Source organism: Microbacterium sp. MYb54, from assembly GCF_002979515.1.
Taxonomy (GTDB): Bacteria; Actinomycetota; Actinomycetes; order Actinomycetales; family Microbacteriaceae; genus Microbacterium.
Genome location: NZ_PCPA01000012.1, coordinates 1 through 26113, shown reverse-complemented (window position 1 = coordinate 26113; position 26113 = coordinate 1). Strand labels below are relative to the sequence as shown.

24 protein-coding genes are annotated in these 26113 nt (G+C 68.1%); 13 read left to right on the top strand and 11 right to left on the bottom strand.

Features of this window, described 5'->3' with window-relative positions; translation table 11 throughout:
• The first annotated feature begins 103 nt into the window (after nucleotides 1-103).
• Together CQ040_RS13505 and CQ040_RS13500 are read left to right on the top strand one after the other, a co-directional pair.
• Nucleotides 104-790 carry a glycosyltransferase family 29 protein gene (locus CQ040_RS13505; protein ID WP_219844714.1) on the top strand — a complete coding sequence of 229 codons (687 nt, stop codon included), beginning with the start codon at nucleotides 104-106 and terminating at the stop codon, nucleotides 788-790.
• Nucleotides 791-821: 31 nt separating this feature from the next.
• The gene (locus tag CQ040_RS13500; RefSeq protein ID WP_146113886.1) at nucleotides 822-1202 is read left to right on the top strand and encodes a hypothetical protein; all 381 of its coding nucleotides are present in this window, start codon (nucleotides 822-824) and stop codon (nucleotides 1200-1202) included.
• 20 nt (nucleotides 1203-1222) lie between these two features.
• Here CQ040_RS13500 and CQ040_RS13495 read toward each other — a convergent pair whose 3' ends face one another.
• From CQ040_RS13495 to CQ040_RS13485, 3 genes are read right to left on the bottom strand one after another with little or no spacing between them, the layout of a single operon-like run.
• Nucleotides 1223-1807, bottom strand: coding sequence for a hypothetical protein (locus CQ040_RS13495; protein ID WP_105526869.1), 585 nt, complete (start codon nucleotides 1805-1807; stop codon nucleotides 1223-1225).
• 4 nt (nucleotides 1808-1811) lie between these two features.
• Nucleotides 1812-2774: a glycosyltransferase gene (locus CQ040_RS13490; protein WP_105526868.1), complete on the bottom strand. Its 963-nt coding sequence runs from the start codon at nucleotides 2772-2774 to the stop codon at nucleotides 1812-1814.
• Nucleotides 2771-4666, bottom strand: coding sequence for a glycosyltransferase (locus tag CQ040_RS13485; protein WP_105526867.1), 1896 nt, complete (start codon nucleotides 4664-4666; stop codon nucleotides 2771-2773). The genes CQ040_RS13490 and CQ040_RS13485 overlap by 4 nt, the downstream gene beginning before the upstream one ends.
• Before the next feature lie 147 nt (nucleotides 4667-4813).
• Here CQ040_RS13485 and galE point away from each other — a divergent pair, with 147 nt between their 5' ends.
• Complete coding sequence (galE, locus tag CQ040_RS13480) at nucleotides 4814-5803, top strand: UDP-glucose 4-epimerase GalE (protein WP_105526866.1); 990 nt, start codon at nucleotides 4814-4816, stop codon at nucleotides 5801-5803.
• A 40-nt stretch (nucleotides 5804-5843) separates the two neighbouring features.
• Here galE and CQ040_RS13475 read toward each other — a convergent pair whose 3' ends face one another.
• Both CQ040_RS13475 and CQ040_RS13470 read right to left on the bottom strand, forming a co-directional pair.
• On the bottom strand, nucleotides 5844-7124 hold the full coding sequence (locus tag CQ040_RS13475) for an O-antigen ligase family protein (protein ID WP_258131357.1): 1281 nt from the start codon (nucleotides 7122-7124) through the stop codon (nucleotides 5844-5846).
• 14 nt (nucleotides 7125-7138) lie between these two features.
• Nucleotides 7139-8554, bottom strand: coding sequence for an O-antigen ligase family protein (locus CQ040_RS13470; protein WP_105526864.1), 1416 nt, complete (start codon nucleotides 8552-8554; stop codon nucleotides 7139-7141).
• A gap of 68 nt (nucleotides 8555-8622) precedes the next feature.
• On the opposite strand from CQ040_RS13470, the gene manA reads away from it, so the two are divergent.
• From manA to CQ040_RS13450, 4 genes are all read left to right on the top strand, one after another.
• Nucleotides 8623-9753 (top strand): mannose-6-phosphate isomerase, class I, encoded by a 1131-nt coding sequence (manA, locus tag CQ040_RS13465; protein ID WP_105526863.1) that lies wholly within the window; start codon nucleotides 8623-8625, stop codon nucleotides 9751-9753.
• Nucleotides 9754-9915: 162 nt separating this feature from the next.
• Nucleotides 9916-10236: a WhiB family transcriptional regulator gene (locus CQ040_RS13460; protein WP_081663178.1), complete on the top strand. Its 321-nt coding sequence runs from the start codon at nucleotides 9916-9918 to the stop codon at nucleotides 10234-10236.
• A 102-nt stretch (nucleotides 10237-10338) separates the two neighbouring features.
• Nucleotides 10339-13362, top strand: a complete 3024-nt coding sequence (locus tag CQ040_RS13455) for a glycosyltransferase (protein WP_105526862.1) — start codon at nucleotides 10339-10341, stop codon at nucleotides 13360-13362.
• Nucleotides 13359-14741: a DUF5719 family protein gene (locus tag CQ040_RS13450; protein ID WP_105526861.1), complete on the top strand. Its 1383-nt coding sequence runs from the start codon at nucleotides 13359-13361 to the stop codon at nucleotides 14739-14741. Before CQ040_RS13455 ends, CQ040_RS13450 begins: the two co-directional genes overlap by 4 nt.
• A 29-nt stretch (nucleotides 14742-14770) precedes the next feature.
• Here CQ040_RS13450 and CQ040_RS13445 read toward each other — a convergent pair whose 3' ends face one another.
• Complete coding sequence (locus CQ040_RS13445; RefSeq protein WP_258131355.1) at nucleotides 14771-15199, bottom strand: metallopeptidase family protein; 429 nt, start codon at nucleotides 15197-15199, stop codon at nucleotides 14771-14773.
• Nucleotides 15200-15278: 79 nt separating this feature from the next.
• Between CQ040_RS13445 and CQ040_RS13440 the strand changes: the two genes are divergently transcribed.
• The 5 genes from CQ040_RS13440 (at nucleotide 15279) to ahcY (ending at nucleotide 19962) form a co-directional block, all read left to right on the top strand.
• Complete coding sequence (locus CQ040_RS13440) at nucleotides 15279-15485, top strand: DUF3499 family protein (RefSeq protein WP_028503704.1); 207 nt, start codon at nucleotides 15279-15281, stop codon at nucleotides 15483-15485.
• A 102-nt stretch (nucleotides 15486-15587) separates the two neighbouring features.
• Entirely contained in the window at nucleotides 15588-16514 is a 927-nt protein-coding gene (locus CQ040_RS13435) for an efflux RND transporter periplasmic adaptor subunit (RefSeq protein ID WP_105526859.1), read from the top strand.
• Entirely contained in the window at nucleotides 16511-17263 is a 753-nt protein-coding gene (locus CQ040_RS13430) for an ABC transporter ATP-binding protein (protein ID WP_036274599.1), read from the top strand. The genes CQ040_RS13435 and CQ040_RS13430 overlap by 4 nt, the downstream gene beginning before the upstream one ends.
• Nucleotides 17260-18474, top strand: a complete 1215-nt coding sequence (locus CQ040_RS13425; protein WP_105526858.1) for an ABC transporter permease — start codon at nucleotides 17260-17262, stop codon at nucleotides 18472-18474. The genes CQ040_RS13430 and CQ040_RS13425 overlap by 4 nt, the downstream gene beginning before the upstream one ends.
• A gap of 42 nt (nucleotides 18475-18516) precedes the next feature.
• A complete protein-coding gene (gene ahcY, locus CQ040_RS13420; RefSeq protein ID WP_105526857.1) occupies nucleotides 18517-19962 on the top strand; it encodes an adenosylhomocysteinase in 1446 nt (481 codons plus the stop codon).
• Between the two features lie 69 nt (nucleotides 19963-20031).
• On the opposite strand, the gene CQ040_RS13415 is transcribed toward ahcY, so the two are convergent.
• Nucleotides 20032-20841 (bottom strand): RDD family protein, encoded by an 810-nt coding sequence (locus CQ040_RS13415; RefSeq protein ID WP_105526856.1) that lies wholly within the window; start codon nucleotides 20839-20841, stop codon nucleotides 20032-20034.
• Nucleotides 20842-20857: 16 nt separating this feature from the next.
• Between CQ040_RS13415 and CQ040_RS13410 the strand changes: the two genes are divergently transcribed.
• Complete coding sequence (locus CQ040_RS13410) at nucleotides 20858-21850, top strand: stage II sporulation protein M (RefSeq protein ID WP_028503711.1); 993 nt, start codon at nucleotides 20858-20860, stop codon at nucleotides 21848-21850.
• Nucleotides 21851-21875: 25 nt separating this feature from the next.
• Here the strand turns inward: CQ040_RS13410 and CQ040_RS13405 are convergent, their stop codons facing one another.
• From CQ040_RS13405 to CQ040_RS13390, 4 genes are all read right to left on the bottom strand, one after another.
• The gene (locus CQ040_RS13405; RefSeq protein WP_105526855.1) at nucleotides 21876-23183 is read right to left on the bottom strand and encodes a DUF58 domain-containing protein; all 1308 of its coding nucleotides are present in this window, start codon (nucleotides 23181-23183) and stop codon (nucleotides 21876-21878) included.
• Nucleotides 23184-24107 (bottom strand): MoxR family ATPase, encoded by a 924-nt coding sequence (locus CQ040_RS13400; RefSeq protein WP_258131373.1) that lies wholly within the window; start codon nucleotides 24105-24107, stop codon nucleotides 23184-23186.
• 92 nt (nucleotides 24108-24199) lie between these two features.
• Nucleotides 24200-25387: a DUF4350 domain-containing protein gene (locus CQ040_RS13395; protein WP_105526854.1), complete on the bottom strand. Its 1188-nt coding sequence runs from the start codon at nucleotides 25385-25387 to the stop codon at nucleotides 24200-24202.
• Nucleotides 25384-26025 carry a DUF4129 domain-containing protein gene (locus CQ040_RS13390; protein ID WP_028503715.1) on the bottom strand — a complete coding sequence of 214 codons (642 nt, stop codon included), beginning with the start codon at nucleotides 26023-26025 and terminating at the stop codon, nucleotides 25384-25386. Before CQ040_RS13390 ends, CQ040_RS13395 begins: the two co-directional genes overlap by 4 nt.
• Nucleotides 26026-26113: the final 88 nt, after the last annotated feature.

The window sequence follows — 26113 nt, the reverse complement described above, 5'->3', positions numbered from 1 at the left end:
CGTGCAGCGGTTCGCACAGGGATGATGCTTCGCTCCTCGGCCAAAAACGTTATTCCAGTACGTCCGGCATATTGCCCTAGGCTGAGGATCTATGGGGCGCGTAATGAAGCTCGTCACGGACGAGCAAGCGACGGCTGGCGAGGCCGCTTTCTACGATCGTCTTCGTCCGCTCGTGGCATCCTTCGGCTCGGCGGACGGCATCGGCCGGGTCGCGGTCGTGGGAAATCAGCCGCTGGATGCGTCGACCGAGCGTGCAGAGCTGATCGATTCCGCCGACCTGGTCATCCGCGTCAACGGGTTCCGCATGGACGATATCGACGGGCCTGCCGCCGTCGGACGCAGGGTGGACGTCGTCGTCTTCAACCGAGGGGTGCGGCCAACGCCCTGGTTCTTCGCTGACTACACGGATCGTTTGTACCTCATGGTCGAGCCGGGGCGTCTCCTCTGGGAGAATCCCAAACTTCCCGAGTTCTGGCCCGCCGACCTCGGGATCGTCACCATGCCCAACCGCGAGGTCGTGCTCCCGCTGGGCGAGGCGATGGGCGCCGACCCCCGCGCAGGCGGGCAGTGGGCGACGACCGGCACCGTGATGCTGTGGATCGCGACGAGGCTCTTCCCGAATGCCGAGATCGATGCCACCGGATTCTCGTTCGTCGACGCGCCGGATCAGACGGCTTGGAACCACGCCTACGGCGATCCGTCCGCAGTCGGTGCCGAGCATCGTATCGACCTCGAGTCCCTGCTCGTGCGCAGCTGGATCGATTCCGGTCGCATCTCCTACCACCGTTGATCTGAATACCCGACCATCGCCAATCACCCGAATGATTGAGGACACAATGCTGAACCGATTCCGTCGGCGCTTCGATGCTGCCGTCGCGACCCGAGTGGATGCCCGGATGGATGCCCGCATCGAAGAGGCATCGGCGACCATGGAACGCGCCCAACGAGACTACGAGGCTCGCTTGGGCGGGAACCAAGCGGACTTCTCGTACCTTCGTTCCGAGTTCGACCGCATCGCGCCGCAGGTCGCTGCACTGGAGCAACGGTTCGAGTGGCTGAGGAACCAGCTCGATCTCACGGGCGCAGACCCCGAAGACGCCCTCGTGCGGGCGCAAGCGGAACATGAGCGCGCCCGTATCCGCCTCGAGCTCGCTTCGCACTACGAGGAGCGCCTCCGTCGACTCGAAGCGGAATCCGACTAGAGGTCGCGGTCGTCTCCCGCCTAGAAGCCTGCGATGCGTCGAAGGTCGTTCGCCGTGGTTCTGGCGGCATCGACGGCTCCGTCGACGCCTGAACCCGAGGTCACGGCGGAGCGCAGTGAGTCCAGTCGGCTCAAGTACTCGCTCGTCGTCGTGCTCCACTCCTGAGCGATCGACGACGGCGGCAGCGACTCTGCCAGGCGCTGCGCGTCCTCCTGCATCGCGTTCAGAACGGATTCGAGGTCTCCTTCGCCTTCGGAGACGATGTCCAGCCCGACCGGCGCCGATTCCAGCCACACGCCCACGCGGTCGCGGAACGCGGGAAGAGACGGGTCCTCCACGGGTGGGGGAGTGTCGACCGGTGCCGTGGGATCCGGGGACGCGGACGGAAGCGCGGACGGCGTCTGCGTAGGCGTCGTCGTGGCAGTCGGAGACGTCGAAGCGCCCGGCGCCGGTGTCCCATCCCTGGGAAGGAGGAAGAACAGCAGCGCCGCGACGACGAGCAGGGCGAGGACGGAGAGTCCGATGATCAACCACACTCGTCCGCGATTGCGCGGCTTCGGCTCGAGGGGTGCCCAGCGGAGTTCCGGCTGCGGTTCATCGGTCATAGCCTCATCCTTCCAGAGGAGGCATCGGCTGCCAGGAACGATCGCGGCCCAGTCGACCGCCTTCCTTGAGCCCGCGGAAGAGGTTGCTGGTTCCCCGCACGGTGCGCTCCACGAACACGAGGCGGATGAGCTCCTTGCCGAAGGTCATCGCCGTCCCGAGACCGAACAGTACCGGGTTGTAGACACCGTGGACGCGGTAGTAGTTCTTGATGTATGCGCGATTGCGCATGATGTAGAACCGGTACGCGTTGCTGGAAGCGTTCATATGGCGGATTCCCATGTCCCACTGCTTGATCTCTCGAGTGCGGCGCAGCGCGAACTCGTCGACGATCACGGCCGTGGTCCTGCGGGAGGCGAGCCAACCGTACATCTGGTCATCCCAGTAGATGAAGAAGCGGGGATCGGGGAGACCGATCTGCTTCACGACCGAGCGGTGGATGAACATGCCCTCGAAGCATCCGCTGTTCATCTCCTTGTATCCGGAGGTGTCGAATCCGGAGGGCGCGAACGGGATCGGGATGCCCATGCGCTCGGCGATTCGGTACTGCCAGTAGAACTCGCTGCCGTCGTAGTCGTAGCGTCGCCCCTGGATGCTCTTGAAGCGCGGAGTCCAGAATCCCATCCTGGCGAGTCCGTCGGGGAGCACCTCGACGTCGTCATCCATCATCCAGATCCACTCGGCGCCGAGATCGTAGGCCGTGCGCATTCCTTCGCTGAAGCCGCCGGAACCACCGGTGTTGGTCTCCAGTCGCCGGTAGACGATCTCGGTGCCGATGTCTTCCCGGAACGACTCCACCACGTCGGTGGTGTCGTCGACAGAGGCGTTGTCGATGATCACGATGCGACCGGGCTTCGGATCCATCGCGGTGATGCTCGTGAGCAACCCGGTGAGAAGATGCGATCGGTTGTACGTGACGATGACGATCGTCGCCGTGCTCGGGTCGAATGCAGCGGGTGCCGCGGTCATGCCTTCTCCTCGAAGATCTGCTGCCAGGACGATGGTGAGACGAGCTCGGGTAGCGCGTCACGGTAGTGCTTCTGCAGTTCGGGCCAGCGGCGGCGCAGCTCGGCGTGCAACCGGGCCGATTCGCGCAGCATCCGCCGGTGTTTCTGCCGGTCACGGATGTACAGGTTCTTCCCCGAAGAGTCCGCAGTATCCACGAGCGCGCTGTCGACGGCGCCGAGCCGCCACCAGAGGGCGTCGTTCTTGCGGAACTCCGCTTCCGGTCGAGCGACGTTCTCCGATGCCGGCCGACGGACCCAGTTCGAGACGAGCGTGGACAGCGTCAGCCACCGCAACCTCATCCCGGTGGGGCTCGACGGAGCCTGGGCGTACAGTCGGCGCCCGGTCCGGGACCGGATGGTCGAGTCGTCACGGTGCACGACGGTCTCCGGGAAGTCGGAGGCGAGCGCGCGTGCAGCGGGCATCGACGTCGCAAGATCTCGCTGCAGGTGCGTCGGTCCGGAGAGCACGTCCTGCAGAGCCTTCGCCCGCAGTGCCACGGGGTAGTACTGCATCATCATCAGATGCTTGAGGTCGACCCGGCGGCTGTGCACGAGCAGGCGACCGCCACGGGGGGCGTTCGAGTGCAGGAGTGCGGCGACGATCCGATTCCTGGCATGGAAGTAGGCCTGCCAGTCGATCATGTCGTCCTTGTTCACCCACGACACATGCCACAGCGCCACCCCGGGCATCGAGACCGTGGGGAAGCCCGCTTCTCCGGCGCGAAGACAGAACTCGGCGTCGTCCCATTTGATGAAGGCCGGCAGTGCGAGCCCGACGGTGCGGATCGCCTGCAGCGGGATGAGGCACATCCACCAGCCGTTGTAGTCGGCATCCATGCGCTCATGCAGCAACGGCGAGCGACGGAGGCTGTCGACAGCGAAGTCGTGCGGCATCTCATCCGGGTGTCTGTCGCCCCAGGCGAAGGGCACCTCGTCGACCACTTCGGCCCAGCCGTGCAGAGTGCAGCGCTGGAGCAGATCGAACATATGACCGCCGACGAGCAGCGGTTCCGTCGAGTACTGGGCGAACACGATGGAGCGGCGCAGCGACTCGGGTTCCAGCCGGACGTCATCGTCGAGCAGCTGAACGAACTCGCTCTCGGGGCGACGCAGGGCTTCCTGCATCGCGCGGGCGAACCCGCCGGAGCCGCCGAGATTGTCCTGTCGGATCACTTCGAGGGCGTCGCCGAGGCGCTCAGCGACCGCCTCGTAGCCTTCATGTGCGGTGACCAGGCTGCTGCCCTGGTCGACGACGAAGATGCGGTCGACCAACGACATCACCTCTGGAGACGCTGCAAGCGTTCGCAGCGTCTCCACGCAGTAGTCGGGCTTGTCGAACGTCGTGATGCCCAGCGATGCTCTGCCCGTGCGGACCGGGGCCTGCGCGGTCGTCCACTCTCCGCCCTCGAGGACAGCCGGCGCATCTCCGGCGATGACATCGAACCAGATCCAGCCGCCGTCGTCGTAGTGCGCGAGCTCGAGTTCGAAGGTGGTCGTCGCCGCGCCGTCCACCTGGCGTGTGGCGACCTGCTGGGAGACGCCGCCGGAGTTCGAGCGGTGCACCCGTATCGTGGCGGGGCCCGTGGAGCGGACGGTGAGGTCGACGTTGCGGACACTCGTCCAGTGCTGCCAGTAGGCAGCGGGGAATCCGTTGAAGTACGTGCCGAGGGAAACGGCGCCCCCTGCCGGAATCCGTGCCGCGTGGCGTCCGAGGATGTCCTCTGATCTCAGATGACCGGCGTCTCGAGCCGGGGCATCATCGGTCACGGGCCACGAATCGAGGTCGACGTAGAGCGGAAGCACATCGGGGTCGCCGCCACCCGGGAAGACGACGTTCTGCAAGACGTATGCCACTGGGGTGTTCTCCGATGTTGGTGCCGCGGGTCCTATCGAAGGACAGCGCCGGGCACGACGAGCAGAGAGTAGCCTACCGTGGGCGACCTTCGGATCTGCGGAGAGGCTCACCTCGGGTGCCGATGCCCGATGGCTAGACTGGCAGCGATGAAGGTATTGATCACCGGCGGCGCCGGGTACATCGGATCCACGGTCGCTACCGCGTGCATCGAGGCGGGCATCGAGGTCGTGCTCCTCGACGACCTCTCGACGGGCCTTCGCGCGTTCGGCGAAGGGCGCGATCTCTACGTCGGCGACATAGCCGACGCTGCCGTCCTCGACCGTCTGCTGGAAGACCACCCGGACATCGACGCGGTCGTGCACTGCGCCGCCAGAATCGTCGTCTCCGAATCGGTGACCGACCCACTCGGTTACTACGAAACCAATGTCGGCAAGACCGTCCTGCTGCTGCAGCGGCTGCGTGATGCGGGCATCTCCCGCGTCGTGTTCAGCTCGTCGGCCGCCGTGTACGCGGGGGCGAGCGGAGAGGGCGCCGACGAGAGCAGCCCCCTGGAGCCTGCCAGCCCGTACGCCACGACGAAGGCGATGGTCGAGCAGATCCTGAAGGACTCGGCATCGAACGGAGATTTCCGGGCGATCGCGCTCCGCTACTTCAACCCCATCGGCGCCGACCCGAAGCTGCGCACCGGGTTGCAGAATCCGGTGCCCACGCATGCACTCGGGAAGATCATGCAGGCCTACGCCGCGGGTGAGCCCTTCTCGATAACAGGCACCGACTGGCCGACTCGCGACGGCTCCGGTCTCCGCGACTACATCCATGTCTGGGACCTCGCGCTCGCACATGTCGCGGCCGTGCAGCGGTTCGACGAGGTTGCAACGCCCGACGAGCCCTATCAGGTGGTCAACATCGGTACGGGAGACGGCGTGACGGTCCGCGAGCTCGTCGCGGCGTTCGAGCGCGTTACCGGCGAGACGCTCCCGGTGATCGAGACTGCTCGCCGCCCCGGAGACCAGGCCGGTGCCTTCGCCATCGTCGGCCGCGCGGCCGGACTGCTGGGCTGGCGTGCCGAACGCTCCGTCGACGACGGTGTGCGTGACGCGATCACCTGGGCGGAGAGACTGAGCTCACTGCGCTGAGCTGCCGGCGCGGATCCTGCACGGTTCTGCGGACGGTCGGTCACTCCTGCGGACGCAACGTCGGGATCGCACCCGTTTGTGCCGCGTCGATGTTCTCGCGCCAGGAGCGCGACTGACCGGCTCGCAGTGCGCACAGCACGAGCATGAACCAGCCGGCGCCCACGAGCGTGAAGCTCTCGAACATCGAGTCGACGGCCAACGTCACGAGCATGATCGGCGTCCAGGCATAGACGACCGATCGTCGCATGCTCGCCACCAGCCACGAGCGGATCAGTGCGACACCGCCGAGAAGCAGGAACAGCACGAGCCCTGCCGCACCGAGTTGCAGCAGCACGTCGAAGAAAGCGTTGAGCGCGCTCTGGTGGCGGTCGTCGAGCTGGAAGTTGATGTACGTGAACGGGTACTCGCCGCGCGCCCAGTCGCCGAACCACCCCCAGCCCTGCACCGGCTTCACGGCGACGAAGTCGAGGATCGTGTTCCAGAGCGACCCCCGGAGGGAGAAGTCGGAGCCCGCATCGAGCATGGCGATGATCTGGTGGCGCAGCGCGAACGCTGCCGAGAGCGCGAGGGCGACGACGATGCCGAGCATCCATTGCACGAGTGCGCGCCGTTCCGGCGGTGCGTGGCGCACGATCGTGAGCGCCACCGTGACGACACCGACGGCGCCGGCGAGAACGACTACCGTCGGTGAGGCGGAGAGTACCGCGAGGAACGCGGCCAGCCCGATCGAGACGACCGCGAGAGGGGCTTTGACCGACTGCGTGCGCCATTCGATCACGAACGTGATCAGCGCGATGACGGCGATGAAGCCGAGCATGTTCCGACTGCCGAAGATGCCCTGGATCGGACCGCCTGCTGCGAGGTTCCCCTGGATCCCCAGGAAGGTGAACGGCAGGTCGAGCAGGATGCCGGACAGGATCTCCACGCCGAGTGAGGCAGCCAGGAGCACACGGAGGGTGTCTCCGATCGCTCGAACGGTCTGCAGTGTGTCACGTATGTGACCGATGGTGATGGCAAGGAACGCGTAGCCGAACAGCGACATCCAGCCGGACAGGGTGTCGGACTTGTCGGTGGTCCAGATCACGCTCACGAGCGCCCACGCGAGGAAGGCGAGCAGCGATGACGGGGCGATCCGAAGCAGCGAGAGCTCTTCCCGGCGCACCCAGAGGATCGCAGCGCCGAGCAGACACAGGAGAGTGATGATCGCCGCCAGAGTGACGGACGATGTCATCTGCCGGATCGCATACGAACCGAACACCGCGGCGAGCACGGCGAGGGTGAATGCCCGAGCGAGCTCCACCGATCCGAGCAGGCGGACCATCGGGCCTACCGTCGTCACGGCACCCGCCGCTGCCGGGCTCCGCGCTCGAACAGGAGGTCGCGCTCACCGACGCCGACCAGCGGTACGGATTTGAGTTTGAACGACAGGAGCACCACCAGCATCCAGCCCCAGAGCATGATCGGCGTCGACTCGGAGAAGCCCTGCACGAGCAGGACCACTGTGAACAGGCTGGGAAGCAGGGTGAGCGGCGAGAACGGCCGCTCGCCGTCGAGGTCCCATCGGGGTCGGTCGACGGCGAAGAACCAGGAGCGCCACAGCAGAGTGCCGTACACGACGGCCATCAGCACGACCCCGACCACGCCGAGCTGGAGCAGCACGTCCAGCCACATGTTGTGGGCGTGGAACACGGTGATGCCGTGATCGGTGATCCACTCGTCGAAGGCGGGATCGGTCGGGATCCACGGACTCGAGAACCCGTTGCCGAAGATCGGATGCTCACCGGCGCGCGCCAGGACCTTCGTCCAGATCTTGTCCGAACGCCCGGTGAGGTCGGAGCTGCGGCCGAGGAGGCCGAGCAACGGTTCGCGAAGTAGCCAGACCCCGAGAGCCGCGATCACGGTGCCCCCGATCGCGACCACGTAGATGCGGGTGCGTGCGCCGGGCGTGCGCGCTCGCCGCATCAGCAGGGCGACTGCGAGGACCACGGCGACCGCTGCTGCGCACGCGAGTGCGGTCGCCGATGCCGTACGGAACAGGAAGTAGGCGGCGAGGAGCATCCACAGGGCGAGAGTGGTGCGCCAGCGCGCCCTGGCGGCGAACAGCACTCCGAAGGTGATGATCGCGAAGAGGGAGATGATCGCCAGGAGGTTCGCGTTTCCGACGATGCCCTGGATGCGGCCGCCATCGAACAGGTTGTCGCGCACCCAGTACCACTGCGGGTCGATCTTGCCGTCGGGGAGGGCGACGAAGTTGGGGAGCAGGGGCCCGTGCAGCACCAGTGAGACCCAGAGCTCGATCGCCAGCGAGAGCCCGAGGATCCACTTGAAGGCCGACGACAGGGCCCGCACGATCTCATGCCAGGTGAGCACGTGGGCGATGAAGAGACCGTTGACCGTGACGGATGCGAGCAGGAACCAGGTGATGAGCGTCGGTTCGCGCCATTGCGACCACGCGACCGATACGAGTGCGAAGGCCGCGTAACCGAGAGCTGTCCAGGGCAGACGGCGCCAGCGGAACGGCTGCGGGCGGTTGCGGGCGAGCATCGGGATGCCCATGCCGAGGGTGGCGAGGGTGAAGACGGCGAGCGTGATCGCGGCGCCTTCGATGCCGAGCAGGTTGTACACCGCGGAATGCGCGAACGTCACGAAGAGGACGAGGATCACATAGCCGCGCAGCATCAGATGCCCCGTCGACTCGCGCTCCGGCGCGGTGGGCGGGGCAGACACCGGATGCTTCGTGTACTGGGCCATCGCGTTCAGGCTACCGCTCTGCGCTCGGAGCGTCGCTGAACGCCGCAGTGCGGCTCTACGCTGGTGGCATGCTGCTGAGCCTCACGAACACGCCCCGCGACTACGCCTGGGGGTCGGACTCTCTTCTCGCCGGACTCGAAGGGCGCACACCGACCGGTGCGCCGGAGGCGGAGGTCTGGTTCGGGGACCACCCCGGAGACCCGGCCGATGTCGCCGGTGGTGGCACCCTCGACCAGTTCACGGGCGGCACGCTCCCGTACCTGCTCAAACTCCTCGCGGCAGGTCGTCCGCTCTCGATCCAGGTGCACCCGACGATCGAGCAGGCGCGTGCCGGCTGGGCGCGGGAGAGCGCTCTCGAAGCCGACGATCCGCAGCGCAACTATCGGGACGACAACCACAAGCCGGAACTCCTCGTGGCGCTCAGTGAGCGATTCGAATCGCTGAGCGGGCTACGTCCCCTCGCCGACACGCTCGCGCTGCTCGATGCGCTCGACGACAACGACGGTGTCGCACGGCTGAAGGAGCAGCTGCGCGCCGACGGAGACGCGCTCCGGGGCGTGATCGGCTGGCTGCTCGGGGGAGAGGCGCAGAGCGAGGTCGACGACATCATCGCCGCAGTCGTGGCGGCGTCTCAGCAGGCCGGCGCCGGAGAGTGGACCTCGACCCTCGGTGCGATCGCGGGAGTGGCCGAGACCTATCCGGGGGATCCGGGTGTCGTCGTCGCCCTGCTCATGAACCACGTGGTGCTGAAGCGGGGCGAGGGAGTGTTCCTGCGCGCCGGCCTGCTCCATGCGTATCTCTCCGGGCTCGGCGTCGAGATCATGGCGGCGAGCGACAACGTGCTGCGTGGTGGTCTCACTCCCAAGCGCATCGACGTCCCTGAGCTGCTCGCGATTCTGGACACCACTCCCGGGGAGGTGCCTGTGCTTCGCGCCACCGGGGATGGAGCGGTCACGACCTACCCGGTGCCCGTGCCCGACTTCTCGCTCGAGCGGGTCGTCCTCGACGGTGCACCGCTCACGCTCGAGGTCTCCGGGCCGACCATGGTGCTCGCGACCGCCGGCGAGGTGACCGTCACCTCGGTCGAGGGCGAGAGGCTCGCACTCGCGGTCGGCGCCGTGGCCTTCGCCGATGCGACGGAGTCGTCGATCACGGTGTCGGGTGTGGGCGAGGTCTTCGTCGCCGGTCCTGGCCGCTGAGCCCAGCGTTGTCGGGGGAGCGCGACACGCCGATGGCGGCTCAAGAACTTTAAAGAGTCCCTTGAGGGTTTACGATCCGCGACTTGACCGGAGCGAATGACACGGGTGTAATTAGTCATGAGCACGGCCCGCCGGGGGGCGGAGACAGGGTTGGAGATCGAGATGACGGGTTACCGTTCAGACGTACCGGAGAACTGGTTCGTCGATCCGATCAACCTCGGTGTCCCCGGGGTGCGGCGCACCGACGCCACGGACGACGACAACGCTCTCGCCTGGCAGAGCGATGCGCTCTGCTCGCAGACAGACCCTGAGGCGTTCTTCCCTGAAAAGGGCGGATCCACCAGGGATGCGAAGCGGATCTGCACGACCTGCGACGTGCGGGGCGAATGCCTCGAGTACGCGCTCAACAACGACGAGCGGTTCGGCATCTGGGGCGGGCTCTCCGAACGCGAACGCCGCAAGCTCAAGCGTCGCGCGAGCTGAGTCGGCTGTTTCGAGCTGAGTCCACTGAGGCCGTATGGCTTCGCGGGCGCGCCGCGTCCAGTGCTCCAGTGCCGACCTTCACGCGCATAGGCTGACGACGTCATGCCAGCCCGAGTTCACGCCATCATCGTCGCGCGCACTGGATCATCGTCCCGCGCGCAACTCCTCAGCACTCTCGAAGCCGTGCGCTCTCAGACCGCACCGGCGGAAGCCGTGACGCTGGTCATCTGCGGCGATTCGTCGTCCGTGCGCGACAGCGAGACAGTGGCAAGCACGGTAGAGGGGATCATCGAGGCACGCGCGACGACGTCGTTCGCCGAGGCAGTCGAACTCGCCAGGCCGCGGGTGTCGGAGGGATCGGCGATCTGGCTGCTCGCTCAGGACACCGCCCCGCACCCGAGGGCACTGGAACGACTGCGAGCGACCCTTGAACGTTCGCCCTCTGCAGCGATCATCGCCCCCAAGCTCGTAGCCACCGACAATGATCGTGAGATCGTCTCGCTCGGAGTCAGCATGACGGCGCTGGGCCGCTCCGTCGAACTCGCGGCAGGGGAACTCGATCAGGGTCAGCACGACCGCTCGGATGACGCGCTCGGCTCGGATGTGCGTGGCATCCTCATCCGGGGAGAGGTTCGCGATGCTCTGCGCCTCGATCCGGCTCTCGCCGGTGCCGATGAGGGACTCGACCTCGGCGTGCGCGCCCGGCTCGGCGGCGGCCGGGTCGTCCTCGCCCCGAGTGCGCGGATCTCCGCTGCGCCAGGCGGCCCGGCCGCACTGCCGACCGGACGGTCGCGCAGAGCGTACGTCACCCGTCTCGCTCAGCTGCACCGGCGCCTCGCATACGCCGTCGCCGTCGCCGTGCCGTTGCACTGGCTCAGCCTGCTTCCGCTCGCGCTCTGGCGTTCGATCACCCACCTCGTCGGGAAGCGACCGGAAGCGGTCCTCCCCGAATGGGGAGCCGCGCTCGCCGCGATGCTCCGCGTGGGGGCGGTCGCCCGATCGCGCGCAAGGATCCGGGCGTTCCGCACCTCGACGTGGGCGAGTATCGCGCCGCTGCGAGTGACATCCTCGGACCTGCGACGGCGTCTGGATGACGGACACGGCAGCGAAGGGGGCGCCGTCAGCGAACTGCGCTTCTTCTCCGGAGGCGGAGCCTGGGCAGTACTTGCGGCGCTGATCGTCAGCATCGCGTCCTTCACGAGCCTGCTGGCGTGGCCGGCGCTCGGTGGTGGTGGCCTGCTGCCCCTTCGCCAGACTGTCGCCGCGCTCTGGGGCGATGCAGCCTGGGGGATGCGCGGGATAGCCCTCGACCTCGTGGGACCCGCCGATCCCTTCGCCGCTGTTGTGGCTGTGCTGGGATCGCTCTGGCCGGCCGGGCCATCGTTTTCGATCGTGCTCCTTTGGATTCTCGCTCTTCCGCTCGCGGTCCTCGGCGGGTGGTTCGCCGCGACCCGCGTGACTGATCGCGAGGGTCTGCGGATCTTCGCCGGTGTGGCCTGGGCACTCGCCCCGACCTTCCTCACGGCGCTCGTCGACGCACGCCCGGCCGCCGTTCTGGTGCATCTTCTGCTCCCGTGGCTGTTCCACAGCGCCGTGGTCGCGCACCGCTCCTGGGGCGCCGCCGGAAGCGCGTCACTGCTCCTCGCCGCCGTCGTCGCCTGCGCTCCGTCTCTGGCGCCCGCGCTCGCGCTGCTCTGGATCATCGCTCTGGGTATCGTGCTCGGCACCGCTCAGTTCCGAGGCGCAGGTCGCTTGCTGTGGCTGCCGGTGCCGACGATCGCGCTGTTCGCCCCGCTTGTCTTCTGGCAGCTCGCGCACGGCACTCCGCTCGCACTGCTCGGCGACCCCGGCCTGATCTGGGCCGGACCGCAGGCGGCAGCTGACGCCGCTGGACGCCTGGCCCTCGCCACCGGATTCCCGACGGCGGATCTCGCCGGCTGGGCGACGTTCTTCCCCGAGCCGGTCGCGGCCTGGGCGCCGCTGCTGTGCGCTCCGGTTGCGGTGCTCGCTCTCGGAGCGGCCGTCGCACCGCGGTGGCGCGCGGGGATCACTCTGCTCGTGGTCGCACTGGCCGGCCTGGCTACCGCGTTCCTCGCGGTCGGCGTCACGGTGAGCTTCGCACAGGGGACCCCGGTGGCGATCTGGCCGGGTGCCGGTCTCAGCTTGGCCTGGGTCGGCGTGGTCGGTGCGGCGCTCGTCACTCTCGACACGGCTCTCACGATGCCGCGGCTGCGCGTGTTCGCCGCGGTCGCGGCGGCCCTCACTCTGGCGGTCTGTGCGGTTCCCGCGCTCACCGCGATGCACTTGGGGCGTTCCGTCCTCACGAACGGTCCCGAATCCACGCTGCCGGCGTACGTCGCGGCACAGGCTGCAGGGGATAAGCCGATCGCGACTCTCGTGCTCACCCCGCAGAACGACGGGGGTCTGGCAGCCGAGGTGGCGTGGGGCGCCAGCGAGACTCTCGGCTCGCAATCGACCATGATCTCCACCGCCGGTCAGCCCCAGGGGGCGGACATCTCCACCCTGTCGGTGGACCTCCTCTCCGCCCGTGACTTCGATGCTCCTGGCGAACTGGCGGCCAACGGCATCAGCTACGTCCTGGTCGCTCAGGTGCCCGGTGAAGGAGACAAGGCTCGCGCGCTCCGCACCGCAGCGGTCGCCTCGATCGATGAGCGCGCCGGACTCGTGCATGCGGGGACCACCGATCGCGGCGTGCTCTGGCGTCTGGAGGCCGATGTCGCGGATCCGCCGTCGCTGAGCGCGACCCAGCAGGGCACCGCCCGCCTCGTGGTCACTGTTCAGCTGATGGCGGTGCTCGCGGCACTTCTGCTGTCGATTCCGACCCGCGCATCGCGTCGTGCAGCACGGGCGCAGTCGCGCATCGTCGGCCGGGCGCCGGAGGAGCCGATCGTTCTTCCTCGGCACGCGGAAGACATCGAATCCGTCCAGGAGGATTCAGTCGGGACCATGGAGGATCCCCAGGACACGCCGGCTCTGACCGATGAGGCTCTCGCCCCGATCGCCGAGTCTTCGCCTGCGATCGATGCCGCACCCGAGCCGATCGACGCAGCCCGGTCGAACGACGATGACGAGTCATCCAAGCCGGGTGTGGAGGAGGACCGATGAGCGGGACACGCGCATTCAAGGTCGCAGCGACCGGCGCCAGAGTCATCACCGGCGTCGCCGTCATCGCTGCCTGCGTGGTCGGCGTCGCGACTGCGGTTCACGCTCCCTGGCCGACAGTCCGCCATGATCCGGCCCAAGTCGAGGTCACACCGGTTCCCGGAGACAGCGTTCTCGTCTGCAACGGGGATCTTCGAGCTCTCGGTCGCGATCTGTCGACTCCACTGAACATGCTCTCCGCGGCGACGCCGAGCATCACCGACGGCGGCACGTCTGGAGCCCCGAAGTCCGAGGGCCTGGCTGCACCGGATCTGGGCGATGGCGACGACGTCCAGGTGCTCACCGGCGAGGTCGACGGACGCCAGACGCCATTGATCGCCGGGGTCGAATCCGTCATGATCGCCGCGGACGATCTCGCGGGATATGCCGCATTACCCTGCGGTGTGCCGCGACTGGACTCGTGGCTCGTCGGTGGGAGCACCGACACCGGCACCGAAGACATCGTGGTCCTGACGAACGCGGCAGAGGTCCCCTCGACCGTGACGCTCTCGGTATACGGCACCGCCCGGAGTGCTCGCACGGTGATCGTTCCGGCCAGATCGCAGGTCGGGCTCGCGCTGACGTCGGTCGCCGCAGGCAGCGAGGCCCCCGTCGTCAAGGTGAGCGCGGTCGGCGCCCCGGTCAGAGCCGTCCTCCAGTCCTCGCTCGTGCGCGTGCTGGACCCCGCAGGCATCGACCTTCAGGACGCCGTCGCCGGTCCGCAGCAGAAGCTCGTCTTCACCGGAGTGCAGGCGTTCCCCGCCGTCGGCGACGATGCGGAGATGGCCGTTCTGCGGGTGCTCTCTCCTGGTGCTGATGCCCGGGTGCAGGTGCGCGTGCGGGCGGAGGGCTCGACAGCAGCGGTCGACGAGTTCACGGTTCCGGTCGATGCCGATCTGCCGACCCAGGTGTCGCTCAGCGGCCTGGCGCCCGGCCGGTACACCGTGGAAGTCGAATCCGATGTCCCGCTCGTCGGGGGGATCCGGCAGCAGGATGGGTTCGGGCTCGGGTCGGACTTCGCCTGGGTGACGCCGGCGCCGGAGATCGATGCCGAAGTCGTGTTCGCCGTGCCCGACGGGCCTGATGCCAGGCTGCAGCTGGCGAACACCTCGGGCCAGGATGCGACGGTCTCGATCGAGTCCCTCGACGGTGGCAAGCCGCAGGAGGTCGTCGTGGCGGCAGGAGAATCCGGCGGGATCGAAGTGGAGCCCGACACGACCTACCGGATGCGCACGACCGGTCCGGTGCATGCAGCTGTGACGCTCACCGCCCAGGGAGCACTCGCTGTGCTGCCGGTGCAGGCGAGCGGCGGCGTCGAAAAGGCCATCACGGTCTATCCCTGACGAGCGTGCGGGCTCACAGGGGCGGTGAGTCAGTGGTCGTGGCCGAGATCCCACGGCTCACGGCCGACGTACTCCGCAGCCGCCCGGAACACCGCGCTCTCGATCGCCATCCGACGGTGGGCTGCGTCGTCGTGACCCGGAGGCAGAAGACGCTCGATGGGAAGCCGGAACAGCACGATGCGCTGGTTCTTCCGGTCGAGGTGCCAGCGCGGCACCTCCTCGGTCGCGTCGAATCCAGGAATCGCGCCGATCTCGAACCTGACGTCCTGCAACTCGGGCCAGGTTCCGCGGAGGAATTCGACGGCCGTGCCGACCGTGAGGTCGAACCTGTCGATACGACCATCGAGCGGGGCCAGCGGTGGACGCACGACCTCGCTGCGGCCTAGACGCCCGTGTCGCCCGTGTCGTGCACCGCGCCGAGGCGCCGCGGAGGCGTGAGTGGCGCGGCGACGAGGCATGACGAAAGTCTAGGCGGTACCGGGCTCGCGCGGCGCGGCCTCCGAGGTGCCGACCGGTGTGCGTCGTACGCTGACGGAGATGGACGGACGACTGTGCTCGAAGGTCGGCTGCGCGCGAGAGGCCGTGGCCACCCTCACCTACGACTATGGCGACCAGATGGCGGCGCTCGGCCCGCTCGGCGCCGCGAACGATCCTCAGGCGCATGATCTGTGCTCACCGCACGCGGACCGACTCTCGGTCCCCACCGGTTGGCTCGTCGTGCGTCACGAGGCACTCCGCGCCTGACAGCGTTTGCCCCGACACGCGGTCCCGCGCGCCTGAAGAGAATTCGATCTCTGGATACGCTGACCGCAGGCGTGCCAGGGCGGCGCGGCCGGAAAGGCACTCGTGATCGTCTGGCGTCGCTGGATCTTCCCCCTGCTTCTCGTACTGGTGTTCGGCGCGTGCGCCGCCGCACTCGTCAAGATCGCCTTCTTCCCGGATCGCGCGGAGAGCGTGGTCAGCCCCGAATCGGGCATCACCGACCCCGCGGTGCTGGTGGAGCGTGGCCAGGTGGTGAACGCGCTGAGCCTCAGCGGCAACGTGGCGCGCGACGAGGCCTACACCGTTCGCAGCGAGCTCAACGGCGCGGTTCTCGCGGTGCATGTGGGGGAGGGCGCGACGGTGGCCGCGGGCCAGAAGCTCTACACGGTCCGTCAGGACGACCCGCGCAAGGACATCGATGTGCTGGCCCCCGAGGCAGGCGACGTCTCGGAGTTCGCGATCGTCAAGGGACAGGCGACGACCGTCGGCACCGAGACCTACAAGCTCACCCCGTCGCGCTACCACCTGCTCGCGACCGTCGACCCCGTGCAGTTGTACCGACTCGTAAACGCTCCCACCGAGGCGACGGTCACGATCACCGGAGGCCCTGCGCCGTTCGCCTGCACCGGGGTGGGTGTGCAGGTGACCGCGGAGGGCACAGCGAACGTGCGCTGCGCCATCCCGGCCGATCAGACCGTCTTCGCCGGTCTCCCCGCGACGATGGATCTGGCTCTCGGTCAGGTCGACGATGCACTCGTGATCCCGGTCACCGCGGTCCAGGGCGGTGCGGGTTCGGGCAAGGTCTGGGTGGATGCCGGGGACGGCACCGACCCGGAGGAGCGGGCGGTCACGCTCGGCGTGAACGACGGCGTCATGGTCGAGGTGACGGAGGGACTGGCCGAGGGCGACAGCATCCGTCAGTTCGTTCCGGGGTTCGTCGCTCCGGTCGAGGAATTCTGCTACGAGGTGTCCCCTGGCGTGGAGCAATGTGACAGCGGGATGAGCTGGTGAGCCTCGTCGCGCTCGAGGACGTCTCCAAGAGCGTCCTCCTGGCCGACGACTCCCGGCTGGAGATCCTCCGCGGCGTCACCCTAGAGGTCGGCGCAGGAGATCACGTCTCGATCGTAGGACGCTCGGGATCCGGCAAGTCGACCCTGCTCAACATCCTCGGGATGCTGGATGCGCCCACCTCGGGAACGGTCGCCTTCGAGGGGCGTGAGGTGCGCCGGATGCGGTCAGGGCGTCTCGATCGTCTGCGTGGAGACAACGTCGGCTTCGTGTTCCAGCAGTTCAACCTGCTGCCGGGGCGCACGGCGCTCGACAACGTGATGATGCCGCTCGGCCACGCCAAGGGACGCATGTTCTGGAACCGGCGCCAGATCGCCGCAGACATGCTGGGCCGTGTCGGCCTCGGGCATCGAGTCGAGCAGATCGCCGACAAGCTCTCCGGCGGTGAGCAGCAGCGTGTCGCGATCGCGCGGGCTCTGGTGCGCAAGCCCGTCCTGATCCTCGCGGATGAGCCGACGGGCGCGCTCGACATCGACACCGGAGCATCCGTCATGTCCCTCCTCGACGAGGTCGCCACCGAGACGGATGCCGCGCTGGTCACCATCACCCATGATCTCCACGTCGCCGCTCGCGCGCGCCGGCACTACCGTCTGGATGCGGGTCGGCTGGAGACCGCCGACCTCAGTCGTGCTTTCGAGGCTTCGACCCTCGCAGCTTCGGTGCCCTCGGCGTCGCCGGAGGGCGTCTCATGACCGGATTCCTCGGCGCGCTCGCGGACGCGTGGGCGGAGATCCGCGTGCACAAGCTGCGGGTACTGCTCAGCCTGATCGGGATCGCGGTCTCGGTGGGCGCACTCACCGCTGTGGTCGCCATCTCGGAGTACCAGCGACAGTTCCAGGCCGAGCAGTCGGACCGGTGGGGTGGGCGAGCGGCCACGGTCGTGGTGGCCGTCAGCAGCGACGACGGGACACCGGTCGACGCCGACGAGTTCGATGAGCGCTTCAGCCGCGCGTCCGAACGGTTCGGGTTCAGCCATACGGCGCGGATCTCGCAGGGCGTGGTGCTGGATGTGCAGCTGCCTGAGGGCATCACCAAGGTTCCGGCGCGGGTGATGGACCCCGCGTTCTCGCAGATCCACCGCGAGCAGCTTCTCGAGGGGCGCTGGTTCCTCGACTCGGACATCGAAGCGATGGCGCCTCCGGTGGTGATCACGGAGGCGCTCTGGGACCGTCTCGGTCGAGTGCCGTTGACGCAGCATCCGACCGTGTCGATCACCGGCCCGGCCGGGGGGACCTACCAGGTCATCGGCATCACCCCGCGTCAGGGGTTCGGCGACGAGGAGCTGCGCGTCGACCTGCTCTACGACGCGTACCGAGCTCGTGTCGATGCGCTGCCGAAGGACTCGACCACGCAGTACGAGATCTGGGTCGGTCCCACTCAGGTGGATCAGATCGCGCCCGTGCTGGCGATGGACCTGCGCGCAGGCCTGCCCGCGGGGCAGACGGTCACCGTGAACAGATCAGACTGGGCTGCGCAACCGGGAGCGCTGGATGCTCAGGCCACGTTCGAGATGGTCACCGGGGGCATCGCCGCGCTGATCCTCGCACTCGGTGCGCTCAGTCTGATCAACATCCAGCTCGTCGCGATGCGTCAGCGCGTGCGGGAGATCGGTGTCCGACGAGCCTTCGGTGCCAGCTCGGGGCGGGTCTTCTTCTCGGTGTTCCTGGAGAGCCTGGTCGCGACGACCGTCGCCGGTGTGATCGGGATCGCGATCGTCGTCGCGGTGCTGCGTTCGGAGTGGGTCGTCACCTCGATGTTCTACGGGATCCAGGACATCCCGCCGTTCCCGATGCGGGCTGCGCTGGTCGGACTCATCGCCTCGGTGATCGTCGGCGCGGTTTCGGGATTCATCCCCGCACTCGTCGCGCTGCGAGTGAAAGTGATCGACGCGATTCGCTTCTGAACACACGCTGTGTCGGCGTCAACAGGATGGAACAATGACAAGATGCCTGAGCTCGAGCACCGCATCGCCGACCTGTCTCTCGCCGAAGCCGGCCGTCACCAGCTGCGACTTGCGGAGAATGAGATGCCGGGACTCATGGCGCTCCGCGAGGAGTTCGGCACTGCGCAGCCGCTGAGGGGAGCGAGGATCGCGGGTTCCCTGCACATGACGGTGCAGACCGCGGTCCTCATCGAGACGCTCGTGGCACTCGGCGCCGAGGTGCGGTGGGCCAGCTGCAATATCTTCTCCACGCAGGACGAGGCAGCAGCGGCCGTCGTCGTGGGCCCCGATGGCACGATCGATGCGCCCGCCGGTGTTCCCGTCTTCGCCTGGAAAGGCGAGACGCTCGAGGAGTACTGGACCTGCGCCGATCGCATCTTCGACTGGTCGTCGGCGGGCTTCGACGGCCCCAACCTGATCCTCGACGACGGCGGAGATGCAACCCTGCTCGTGCACAAGGGCGTCGAGTTCGAGAAAGCCGGTGCGGTGCCGACGGCGACCGACGCCGACACGCACGAGTACACGATCGTCCTCGACCTCCTGCGCGGATCGCTCACGGCTTCACCCGATCGCTGGACGAAGCTCGCAGCCGGCCTCATCGGCGTCACTGAGGAGACGACGACCGGTGTGCACCGCCTGTACGAGCTCGCCGCCACCGGCGATCTGCTCTTCCCCGCGATCAACGTCAACGACTCGGTGACCAAGAGCAAGTTCGACAACAAGTACGGCATCCGTCACTCGCTCCCCGACGGGCTCAACCGTGCGACCGACGTGCTCATCGGGGGCAAGGTCGCGTTCGTGTGCGGCTACGGCGATGTCGGAAAGGGCGCTGCCGAGGCGCTGCGGGGCCAGGGTGCCAGGGTCATCGTGAGCGAGGTCGACCCGATCTGCGCTCTGCAGGCCGCCATGGACGGGTTCCAGGTCGCGCGGCTGATCGACGTCGCCGGCGAGGTCGACATCGTGGTGACCGGCACCGGCAACCGCGACGTGGTGACGACCGAGCATCTGCAGGCGCTGAAGCATCTCGCGATCGTCGCCAACGTCGGCCACTTCGACAACGAGATCGACATGGCGGGGCTCGAAGCGCTCGAAGGCGTGGAGAAGGTCGAGATCAAGCCGCAGGTCCACGAGTGGCGCATGCCCGGCGGGCGCAGTGTCCTGGTGCTCAGCGAGGGGCGTCTGATGAACCTCGGCAATGCCACCGGACACCCGTCGTTCGTGATGAGTGCATCGTTCACCAACCAGGTGCTCGCGCAGCTGGAGCTGTTCACGAACATCGCGGCGTACCCGACCGGCGTGCATGTCCTGCCCAAGGCCCTCGATGAGAAGGTCGCACGCCTCCACCTCGGCGCTCTGGGAGTGCAGCTGACCACTCTCAGCGAGGCGCAGGCGGCGTACATCCGGGTACCGGTCGGCGGCCCTTACAAGCTCGAGCACTACCGCTACTGAGTGACGCGGAGGCGTTCATGACGCCCAGGCGCCGGCCGGTCGATGATCCGTCGGTTCCGGTCAGCGGTCTCAGACGCCGACGCGCCGACCGGTGAGTCGCTCGGCGCGCCGATCGGCGTTCTCGAGCGCCCTGCGCTCACGCTCCCGGCGGAGCACCGTGATCCCGATCAACGTCAGCTCAGGTGGCGTAGGAGGCAGGGGCGAGACGAAGGGCGTCGCCTCGGTGAGCAGGTCGTGCGCGACGCGGGCTCGCGCGGCGGGGATCATGCGCGGTGCGCTCTGAAGGAACTGCGAGATGCGACGCGCGAGCCGATCAGGCAGACGGGCAACGTCGGCGATCTGCGCCCAACCGGCGAGTGCCGGCGGGAGCACGGGGACGTGCGAGGGGAGCGCGGGCGTGCGGACGCGTTGGCTGTACGTCCCCGCAACCAGGTCGCCCAGTCGTTGTGACCGCGCATTGAAGGCGCCCGTGAGCACGGCGATGCCACCGAAGGTCATGTAGATCTCGAGCACTCCCAGAAGCGCACGGATGAATGCGTGGCGGAATCCGGCAGCGCCGCCGTCCACGCGCACGATGCGCCCCCCGACCGCGAGCTTGCCGAGGCTGCGTCCCTTCAGCGCGACCTCCATCGTGATCGGCAGCACGACGAAGCTCACGACGAGCGATGCCACCATGGCGATCCGGCTGGTGGCTTCGTCGAGTACACCGGCGTCCGTGAGCCAGATGCTCAGGAAGATCCACAGGATGAGGACGCCGTATCCGAGCAGCATGTCGATCGCCGCACCGAGTGCCCGCAGCAGGAAGCCAACGGGCTGCACGTCGATCGCGACGGCTTCGCCGGAGAGCACCTCGTCGGAGACGTCGATCGGGACAGACATGAGTACAGTAAATCAGGTGGATGCCGATGCGCTGACTGATGCACGCCGCGCCGAATGGGAGCGGCTGGACGAACTCAGCCGCGCCCGTCTCGATGGCGCCGGAGTGGACGAGTTGATCGTGCGGTATCGCGCGGCCTCCGCAGACCTCGCAGAGCTGAAGACCTCGGTCGGCGACTCGCCGCAGGGAGCGTACCTGTCGACGATCCTGGTTCGCGCAAGGCTTCGTCTCACCGGGGCATCCGACAGCATTCTGACCCAGACCGGACGCTTCTTCCGGCTTCAGCTTCCGGCCGCGCTATACCGGTTGCGCTGGACGACGCTTGTCATCGCGATCTCGTTCATCGCTGTGGCCGTCGGTACCGCTGCCTGGATCGCGAGCGACCCCGCACTCGTGGCGACCCTCGGCCCGCCTGCCGCGCTCGAACAGTACGCCGACGAGAAGTTCACCGGCTACTACACGGAGAATCCCGCCGCCGTGTTCATGGGCATGGTCTGGACCAACAACGCCTGGATCGCGATGCAGTGCGTGCTCTTCGGCGTCACCGGGATCTGGCCGGTCTACATGCTCGTGCAGAACGCGATCGGGCTCGGGACCTCGGGCGCAGTGATGGCAGCGCACGACAAGGCCGACCTCATGGTGCTCTACATCCTTCCGCACGGCATGCTCGAGATGACCTGCATCTTCGTCGCGGCCGCCGCAGGCCTGCACGTCTTCTGGGCCTGGGTCGCACCGGGACGACGTTCGCGCGGCGAAGCATTGGCCGAGGAGGGGCGAGCACTCGCGACCGTCGCGATGGGGTTGATCTTCGCGCTTCTCCTGGCAGGGCTCGTCGAAGGGTTCGTCACCGGGTGGGCATTGCCATGGCCGGTCAAGATCGGTATCGGCGCCGCCGCCCTCGCGATCTTCCTCATCTACATGCTGGTGGTCGGCGGGCGGGCGTATCGACAAGGCGCGACCGGTGATCTCGTCGAGTATGAGGCGGGCACCCCTCGCCTCGTCGCTGGCTGATCATGGGTCGCCCGCGCGCGCGGGATCAGAGCCGACCGGCGGCCTTCAACTCCAGGTAGCGGTCGGCGATCCTCGGGGGCAGCTCTTCGGGGTCGGCGGCGATCGCCTCCCCTCCGGCCCTGCGGATCGCGTCGGCGACATTCTCCGCGTCACGGAGAGTCCGCTCGGCCGCGGCAGCGAGGTACACGTCTTCTCGCGAGTCGCGTCGGCGTGCGAGGGCGGCGATACCGTCATCGGTCACCGACCCTACGAGCACGGTGGTCGCTCGAGAGGCGTTCGGGAATGCCCCGAGGAAGCCACGGGCGGACTCGGCGGCGTCCTGTGCGGTGAGCACGACGATCAGCGAGGGCCGCGTGGTGAGCGTGCGGACTGCGGCGAACGCCCCGTGCCAGTCGGTGTCCACCAGGCGCGCATGCACTGGTGCCATGGCATCCGTCAGGGCTGGCAGGAGCGCTGCGCCGTCGACACCCGTCACCCTTGCACGCACGACCCGGTCGTACATCAACAGGTGCACGTGGTCGCCGGCCCGGGAGGCGAGAGCTGCCAGCAGGAGTGCGGCTTCGAGCGCGGCGTCGACACGGGTGCCGTCTCCTACCCTGGCCGCGGCAGTGCGTCCGGTGTCGACGATGATGACGACGTGTCGGTCGCGCTCGGGGCGCCAGGTGCGCAGCATCGTCGTGCCGGCGCGGGCCGTCGCCCGCCAGTCGATCGAGCGCACATCGTCGCCGCGCACGTACTCGCGCAGGGAATCGAACTCGGTGCCCTGACCGCGCACCTGGATGCTCGTGTTGCCATCTAGCTCGCGCAGCCTCGCCAGGCGCGACGGCAGGTGCTTGCGGGAGGAGAACGCGGGCAGCACGCGGATCGCTCCGCGGACGGAATGCCGTGCCTGCCTGCCGGCGATGCCGAGCGGGCCGCGCGAGCGGATCATCACGAACTCGCTGACGAGCTCGCCGCGTCGGCGGGGCAGGAGCGGGATCGCGACACGGCCACGCTCGCCAGGGGGGAGGCGCAGGTGCTGTCGTTCCACCGGCGCTCCGGCCGTCGGCTGCCAGGCGTCGCGGAGCACCGCATGCAGCACTCTCGTGCCGTGGTTGTGGACAGCGACGCTCACCGGCACCTGCTCGCCGATGCGGACGCGCTGGGGCACTCTGCGGCTCACCGTCACCGTCCGTGGACTCGCGGCGAGAGCGACGTCGACGGCGACCAGGAGCACGCACAGGGCGATCCAGACGCCGAGCACCGCATACGCCGGATAGCCCGCAAGCCCTGCGAGGACCAGCGGGACGATGCCGACGGCGAGGGCGACGGCGAGTCGACCGGTGACGAACACCTAGATCGGAACCCTTGTCTGCTGCACCACCGAGGTGAGCACGGCATCGGCGGACACACCCTCCATCTGAGCGTCCGGTCGCAGCTGGAGGCGATGGCGCCACACCGGAACCAGCATCGTCTGCACGTGGTCGGGAGTGACTGCGGAGGAGGAGTTGAGCCAGGCCCACGCCTTCGCGGCCGCGAGCAGACCGGTCGAGGCGCGAGGGCTGGCGCCGAGTTCGACGGAGGGGGACTGGCGGGTCGCGCGAGCGAGGTCGACGACGTATCCGAGTACGTCGTCGGTGACCTCGACCGCTGCCGCTGCCTGCTGCGCTGCGCGGATCTCGTCTGCGGTGACCACGGCTTCGACTCCCGTCAGCTCGCGCGGCGAGAAGCCTTCAGCGTGCCGGCGCAGTACCGACACCTCGGCGTCGCGTTCCGGCATGCCGACGACGAGCTTCATCAGGAAGCGGTCCAGTTGAGCTTCCGGCAGCGTGTACGTGCCCTCGTGCTCGATCGGGTTCTGGGTCGCGGCCACGAGGAACGGGTCGGGCAGGGGGCGGCTGACGCCGTCGGCCGAAACCTGACGCTCCTCCATCGCCTCCAGGAGTGCCGCCTGAGTCTTGGGCGGCGTGCGGTTGATCTCGTCCGCGAGCAGGATGTTCGTGAAGACGGGTCCGGCGCGGAAGTCGAACTCGCCGGTGCGCGCGTCGTACACGAGCGAGCCGGTGACATCGCCTGGCATCAGGTCCGGCGTGAACTGGACGCGCTTGGTGTCGAGGCCGAGAGCTCGCGCGAAGGAGCGTACGACCAGCGTCTTGGCGACACCTGGAACGCCCTCCAGCAGCACATGGCCTCTGGCGAGCAGCGATACGAGCAGACCGGTGACGGTGCCGGCCTGGCCGACCACCGCCTTGTCGACCTCGGTGCGTACGCGGTGCATCGCCAGACGAAGTGCGGCGTCGTCGGTGGGTTGGTTCTCAACGGTCACGTGTTCCCTCGGCTTCTCTGGGATGGGTGGTCGGTCCTGCTCGATCATTCTTCGCCCCTTGCGGTGCGGGTGTCGGCTTCCACGGCCTTCTCGAGTTCATCGAGGCGTCTGGCGAGCTCGATCAGCGCGGCATCGTCTTCGGGGAGCGGCCCGGCCAGCAGCGCTTGCAGGGTGCCGCGCGGGATCCGCAGCCGGTCGGATGCCGCGTCGGCGACTTCGTCGGCACCGGCATGCACAGCGAGCCCGAGCCTGCGGGCGAGTCTCCTTTGCGCGCCGTCGCGGAGCGCCTGTGCGGCGTGCGGAGCATCGGCCGCTTTGGCGGTCAGACGCGCGCGTCCGTGCATGGTCTCCGACGCGCGCACGGTCACCGGCAGCGTCTCGGCGACGAGTGGGCCGAAGCGCTGACCGCGCGAGATCGAGATCGCGATCCCTGCGACGATCAGCAGCAGGATCGCCGGGGTCACCCACGCTGGCGTGAGGCTGCCGAGAGTCGCGGTCGGCTCGGCCTCGATGTCCGAGTCGTCGAAGCTCGGGACGTACCAGACGACACGGTCCGTCTGTCCGAGCAGTGCGAGCGCCAGGGCGGCATTGCCGTTCTCGGCGAGGTACTCGTTGCTGAACAGCCGCGTGCCTTCGACGACCGCGTGCAGCGGGCTCGTCCGACCATCCATGAGGACGGCGGCCCCCTCGCTGCCGCCGAAGCAGGCGTTCACGCCGTCTGCGGCGGTGAAGAGCCGGTCCGCGCGGATCGTTCCGACGTCTGCGAACTCGGCGGCGTCGCACTGAGCGGACACGGAGGGGAGCGTTCCTGAGGCGTTCTCGCCGATTCGGAGCAGCTTCAGCAGGTGTGTGCTCGTGGACAGGAAGACGACGCGCTCGGCCGGGTCCATCAGGGTTTCCAGGGCCTCGTCGGTCAGCGTGTACGGGTTGGCCATCACGAGCGTCGTGTTCTCGTCGATCGCCGCGCGCGCCTCGGCCCGAGATCGGTACACATCGACGTCGACGCCCTGATCGCGCAGGATCTCCGCGAGCGCGAGTGCGCCGGCATCGTTTCGGCCTTCGGGGTCGAGCGCTCCGCGATCTCCCGGCCCTGTCACACTGACCCGGAGGGCGATGAACGCGACGATCAGCACGAGGGCGGCCACGATCACCCAGCCGATGATCGTCTTCGCGCGGCTCGGGCGATGCTCCGCTGTCGAGGGGGCTGGGCTTTCCTGTTCGATCACGGTCATACCGGCACCGCCTCCGGGCGGCGTGCACGGAGCCGGTCATCGGTATCGGCGAGGTCGCGGTAGCTCTCGGGGGTCGCAGGATGCGCGAGGTAGCGGACATCGTCGAAGGAGACGGCCGCGCGGCGCATCGCCTCGGCCTCGTCTGCGAACACCGTGCTCGCCTCACGGGCGATCGACTGGGCCGTGGCGCCGGGGGCCGGATCGATCAGGTCGCGCTCCAGCAGACCGCGCGCGAGGGCACGGTATCGGAGGATGGTCGCCGAATCCCAGTCGCCTTCACGCGCGGCCCGCTCGGAGTCGGATCTCAGCTGCGCGGCGGTTCGGTCGTCGCTCGCGCCGAGGAGGTCGGTGCGTGCGCGTCGGATCGCCCGCGAGCTGCGTGGTCTGCCCCAGATGATGAGGGCGACGATCAATGCGGCCACGATGACGACGGTGACGATGATGAGGGCGGAAGGACCGACGTTCGCCCCGTTCTGTGAGCTGAACAGATCGGCAAGGAAGCGTCCGACGTCACGCGCCAGAAGGTCGAACCACGTCGGCTTCGCGTCGGCGTAGCGCGGATTGGAGAGCTCCTCCTCGGCCCAGCGTCGGGCCTCATCCCCATCGGGGACGAACAGTTCGTCGAGCCGTCGGATCATGCCGTGTCGTCGCCGGGGGCGGTCCAGCCGGGCTCGGCGGGGGTGGACCCTGCAGTCGGAGCGGGCGGCGTCGGCGATGTGCGGGGTG